Annotated in this window: 6 protein-coding genes; 4 read left to right on the top strand and 2 right to left on the bottom strand. The window is 41.4% G+C overall.

The features are described from left to right. Positions 1-86 precede the first annotated feature (86 nt). Entirely contained in the window at positions 87-182 is a 96-nt protein-coding gene (locus HWQ41_RS32930; RefSeq protein WP_292772247.1) for a cytochrome b6-f complex subunit PetL, read from the top strand. A 108-nt stretch (positions 183-290) separates the two neighbouring features. Here the strand turns inward: HWQ41_RS32930 and bioB are convergent, their stop codons facing one another. Further along, positions 291-1,298, bottom strand: a complete 1,008-nt coding sequence (gene bioB / locus HWQ41_RS32925; RefSeq protein ID WP_292772245.1) for a biotin synthase BioB — start codon at positions 1,296-1,298, stop codon at positions 291-293. Between the two features lie 376 nt (positions 1,299-1,674). On the opposite strand from bioB, the gene HWQ41_RS32920 reads away from it, so the two are divergent. Continuing rightward, the gene (locus HWQ41_RS32920; RefSeq protein ID WP_292772243.1) at positions 1,675-2,250 is read left to right on the top strand and encodes a GNAT family N-acetyltransferase; all 576 of its coding nucleotides are present in this window, start codon (positions 1,675-1,677) and stop codon (positions 2,248-2,250) included. A 387-nt stretch (positions 2,251-2,637) separates the two neighbouring features. Then, complete coding sequence (locus HWQ41_RS32915; RefSeq protein WP_292772241.1) at positions 2,638-3,093, top strand: hypothetical protein; 456 nt, start codon at positions 2,638-2,640, stop codon at positions 3,091-3,093. 144 nt (positions 3,094-3,237) lie between these two features. On the opposite strand, the gene HWQ41_RS32910 is transcribed toward HWQ41_RS32915, so the two are convergent. Then, positions 3,238-3,903, bottom strand: coding sequence for an SMI1/KNR4 family protein (locus HWQ41_RS32910; protein WP_292772239.1), 666 nt, complete (start codon positions 3,901-3,903; stop codon positions 3,238-3,240). 122 nt (positions 3,904-4,025) lie between these two features. On the opposite strand from HWQ41_RS32910, the gene HWQ41_RS32905 reads away from it, so the two are divergent. Further along, positions 4,026-5,504 carry a YdiU family protein gene (locus HWQ41_RS32905; RefSeq protein ID WP_292772237.1) on the top strand — a complete coding sequence of 493 codons (1,479 nt, stop codon included), beginning with the start codon at positions 4,026-4,028 and terminating at the stop codon, positions 5,502-5,504. The last annotated feature ends 191 nt before the right edge of the window (positions 5,505-5,695 follow it).

Raw genomic sequence — 5,695 nt, 5'->3', positions numbered from 1 at the left:
CCCAATGCCCCATGCCCCATGCCCCATGCCCAATCCCCAACAACTAATGATTCAATAGATTTAGGAAGTATTGTGGAGAAAAATAAATGTTTGCAATTGCAGCTTACATCGGCTTTTTAGCTTTATTCTTTGGTTTGTCTGTCGCTCTGCTGTTCGGTCTGCGGACTGCCAAGATAATTTAACCAAGACTCTTGTGGGGCGGGCAGCGTTCGACTGAGCGCTCACGCCGAAATCTTGCCTGCCCTCAGTTTACTCAGGACGGGCGAGACGCCCATCCCACAAAAAGATATTTATCCCACAACAGCCGGACTTGCTACCTTCTCCTGTCTTTGGGAAGGCGGACGCATTCCCAAACCAAGTAAATTCAGCATTTCTCGGTCAGTATCGTAATCTGGACAGGCAGTTGTCACTGTCAACATCTTGTTATCATCGCTGGAAAAGATCGAATTGGCTCCTGCCATAAAGCAGAAAGCTTGTTCTACTTGAGAAAGTCTAGCCCTACCGGCACTAAGACGCACATCGGAAGCTGGCATTAAAATCCTGGCTGTGGCAATCATTCGCACAATATCCCAAATGGGGACATCAGGCTGATTTTCTAAGGGTGTGCCCGGTACTTGTGAGAGAATATTAATTGGCACAGACTCTGGATGCGGATGTAAGTTTGCCAAAGTTTGTAACATACCAACACGGTCATCAACAGTTTCGCCCAAGCCCAGGATACCGCCAGAACAGACAGTAACATTTGTCTGACGGACATTTTCAATTGTGTTCAAGCGATCGCTATATGTCCTGGTGGTAATAATTGTGCTGTAATATTCCTGCGAGGTATCTAAGTTATGGTTGTAGGCGTAAAGTCCCGCTTCTTCCAATTTCCTAGCCTGATTTGCCGTCAACATCCCCAGAGTGCAGCACACTTCTAAACCCATTGCGGTTACATCCTTGACCATTTCCAGGACTTCCTCAAATTGTGAGTTATCCCGCACTTCCCGCCAAGCAGCACCCATGCAGATGCGACTAACACCAGTTTCTTTAGCTTTCTGGGCGATGTTAACTACCGTTTCCTTTTCTAGGAGTGCTTGCGCCTTTACCTCTGTTTTATAGCGGGAAGATTGGGCACAGTAGCTACAATCTTCTGGACAACCTCCCGTTTTAATCGATATAAGCTTACAAACTTGTATTTTTGTTGGGTCATGATATTGGCGATGCACGCTAGCAGCTTGATAAATAAGCTCTAGCAATGGCGTGTTGTATATCGCCCGAATCTCTAATTCCTGCCAATCGTAGCGTATTCCCACCACATCACTATCCTTCTTGTAGACTGGGTTAAATCTTGAGCTGTCTTTTGGTTGAATCTCCTGCGGTACAGCGTTTGGGCAAAGCAATTTTATCGAACTTATGCCGCGCACTGTGCTTTATCACCCATTGGCTCTCAATCCTTCCGCTCTAGATATTAGACATCAGCTTATCAAGATTTTGGTTGAATGGCAGATTTACAGCAAAAATACTCACCCTATCTGTTGTAAAGGGCATTGGGCAAAAATGGAAAAACTATGACACTTGCGTAAGTCCTGAGAATGAGACAGTTAATCTACCTGCTGCTAAACCGCAGGGTATGAGAGAATTTATAAAATTTAGAGAATGTTTTGGGAAGAGATCCCGTCGATTAAGTAATTTATGATATCAGAACTGCCGATAATTACAAGCGATCGCCTATTATTACGAGCAGCGATCCATGAAGATATACCCCAAATTCTCAAATACTTCACTGATAATAAAACTTATCTCACTCCATTCTACCCTCTTTGGGTTGATGGTTTTTTCACTGAAGAATATTGGCGGTATCAGATAGAGAATAGTTTTCTGGAATTTATCAATGGGCAATCATTAAAACTATTTATTTTTACTCAAAAAAATCCAAATGTAATTATTGGAACGGTCAATTTTAGTAATTTTGTCCGAGGAGCCGCTCATTTTTGCTATGTGGGATATAGCCTTGCTGAAAAGAAACAAGGTAAAGGATATATGACAGAAGGGCTAGAAGCCGCAACTAAATATCTATTTCAAGAGTTAAATTTTCACCGAGTCATGGCTAATTATATGCCTCACAATCGGCGTAGTGGCAATGTACTCAAAAGACTCGGTTTTGTCATTGAAGGATATGCTAGAGACTATTTGTTAATTAATGGAGAATGGGAAGATCATATTCTCACAAGTCTCATCAATCCTGATTGGCAAGCACCTAAATTTTAAAAATTGCTGAGTATAATTTTTAATAATATTTATTTTTTACCCACACTATCCCTGTTTTGGAATTTCCTTATTTATAAATGCTATTTTTGAACGCAACTTAGGCAATTTTTCGAGGGTGGGCAATGCTTAACTTTCGCTCACACCCTTATTTTTAGTTTGTGAGCAATGCCCACCCCACAGTTATTGATAATGGTACTATATCTGAGTTTGAATGAATTTGAGATATCAGTTGTGAATATCTACAAATTCATAGCAAATTCATAATAAATACACAACAACTCCACAAGCAAATGCAATAGTAATATTTGTTCACTAATCGGCTCAGTTATCAAGGTTAACTTGAGCCGATGTGTCCAATTTTATTAAATGATTGAGGAGTTTTTCAAAATGTCCATTAATTCTATAAAGCGTTTATCTGTCTTTTCTACTATCTTCGCTTTTGCTACCATCTTACACGGAGTTGTCTTGGCAACACCAGCTCCTAATTCCGCCACTACACCAGTCTTAAAAACTCAGATTAGTCCTGTATCACACCAAAAAACCAAACTCACAAATCAACAGCGCCTACAAATCCAAGTGGCTCGCCAGCAAAGAGATAAGGATATTGAGGCTCTATTAAACCCGTCCCAAGATGCTAAATTTAAGGCAGCATTGCAATCCCGTCAGAGAGTCAGAACAGTGTTAACATCTTTGGATCTGAATCAAGATCAACAGAAACAGGTTCAATCAATTTTGCAAACTTATAGCCTGCAAGTGAAAAAAATTCTATCTTCACAGGCGTCACCAACAACATCAAACTCAGTAGGAATTACTTCACCAACATCACAACCAACTACAAAATAAAAAACTCAGTTTTATTTAATTACAGTCAACTTAGAGCCTGGGCGAATGGAATTCGCGGCTACACAAACAAAGTCCGCCTCCGCGGACTAAGAGAAAATCAAGTTTTTATAATGCCTGTCTAGAGGCGGTTTCTAACCGCCCTTTTCACTGGCGGATTTGATCCAAACTTCGATTGAGCCAGTCTTCATACCAATCATAAAAACTCAAAGGCTGCTCCTCATCGCTATCTGGATGAAAATCATCAGGGTTGGTGTCATGGAAAGCATGACAAAAAGTCAAAGAACCAGGATATATCCCATTATCATTAGTACGGTCATCTATCCAGATTTTTCCTGACTGCTCCCCAGTAATGACTAACATCGCATAAATTCCACAACCATAATTTGTAATGGTGAGAGTACCCTGAATAAACTTATCGTCAAAGTAAGCATCACTGTTGGCAATAAAACCCGGATTATTCTTGACAATCAAATCTAAATCATTCCATGCTGCTGTTAAAAGAAATGGTTTAGATAGAATTTCGTAGTTCTCTTGGTATAGTTTTTCTGGGATGACATCTTCATACTCAATTCCCGACAGACCAGATAAGCCGTATCCTGGCCCCGTACCACCATTACCAACTTCTAAGAGAAAGTTTCGATATTCACTAGGTAGTATAAGATTGTATCTGGATTCAAACACTTGAATATCTTTGTTACTCAAGCAAGGTTTAAATTGATATTGGTGTGTTTCTGAACCAAAAACCTGAAATGTAGCGTCTAAAATAGCTAATTGAGTTAACTTTTTCTTTAATTGCAAAACTTTATTCATTATGCGCTCCAGATTTTGATGGTGGCGCTACCATATTTTAGATATGGGTCGCTTTTTGCGTCTATGCTGATGCTGAAGCCAGAGGTAGTATTAAGAGAAGAATGAATTAAGCTTTGCTCGTAATGACTCTGGCTGAAACTCCAAACTACAAGAATTCTAGCAATCCTTTTCTCACCCTCAACTACGAGAGCGCCTTAGAATCTCTAGGCGGTGACTACTACGATGAGGTTGCAGGGGCGGAATTTCCCCAACACATCCTGCGTTGGCGTAACGATGAACTATTACCCCGTTTCGGTCTAGACCCCCAAGTAGTCAAAGACGAAGATTTTATCACAGCTTTTGGTAAATTTCAGGGGCGCAAACCCTTGTTAGCACTGCGTTACCACGGCTATCAATTTGGTGAATATAACGGACAGTTGGGTGATGGTAGAGGCTTTCTCTATGGGCAAGTACGCGCCAATGATGGCGAATTGTACGATTTTGGCACGAAAGGTTCTGGGAGGACGCCCTACTCCCGTGGTGGCGATGGTATGCTCACGCTCAAAGGTGGGGTACGGGAAGTTCTGGCTGCGGAAGCACTGCACAACTTGGGTGTACGTACTTCGCGCTGTCTGAGCATGATTGAAACAGGTGTACCACTCTGGCGGGGCGATGAACCTTCGCCTACCCGTTCGTCTGTGATGGTTAGAATGAGCAGTTCTCATATTCGGTTTGGCACTTTTGAACGACTGCACTATTTCCAGCGTCCAGATTTAACTAAGAAGCTGTTAGACCACGTAATTGAGCAGTATTATCGACACTTAAATGCTGAACAAGATAAATATGCCCTGTTTTACGCCCAATTAGTTAAACGGGTTGCAGAACTAGCAGCGCAGTGGATGGCGGCTGGCTTTTGTCATGGAGTTCTGAATACTGACAATATGTCGATTACGGGAGAGAGTTTTGATTATGGCCCTTACGCATTTATCCCGACTTATGACCCCTACTTTATAGCTGCATATTTTGACTATTCTGGACGCTACTGTTACGGTAATCAACCAAGTATTTGCGAGTTGAATGTACAAATACTCCAGGAACCTTTGAAGGCGATTATTGATAAAGGCGAAATGGAAGCTGGATTAGCGAGGTTTGATGAATATTATCAAGCTGAATACAGTTCTTTGATGTTGAAAAAGTTGGGTTTTGGGGAGTTGACACATCCACAAGCTCAAGAACTCTTGAATCTAACGATTGAATTTTTGAAAGTGAGCCAAGTTGGTTATCACCAATTCTTTTATGAGATGGCTCGCACTTTTTCATCTAAATGGCGAGATGAACCAGGTTTTGTAATGAATGGTTCCGATATTGTACCAGTACCGGGTGCTTCAGCAATTTTTGATGATTGGTGCATACTATACCATAAAATTTTGAATGATTTTGATAGCGATGTTTACGACGGGCGTAGCTACGGCATCGATGTAATTGCCCAAACTTTAACTGTTAATAATCCGAAAACGGCATTATTAAGACCTGTGATTGAATCGGTTTGGGAAGCAATTGCTCAGGAAGATAATTGGCAACCTTTTTATGAGTTAATCAAGGAAATTCAGTCGAGGAAATAGTTAGCATGGGGCAAGGCTTGTACCGAAAATACTTTTTTCCTTTGCCCCTCGGCTTCCCTGCTTTATTGTCAATATTTAGATGCGTTTGCTCTGCGTTTCCATGAGAAAATAATAATTTTAGTTAATAAATATAGCGGTTATCGGTTGAGTGAGGTACAAGAACCCCACCCCCAACCCCCTCCCCGCAAGCG

This window comes from Nostoc sp. NOS(2021) (genome assembly GCF_017115025.1).
GTDB lineage: Bacteria > Cyanobacteriota > Cyanobacteriia > Cyanobacteriales > Nostocaceae > Nostoc.
This window is presented reverse-complemented; position numbering and strand designations above follow the sequence as displayed.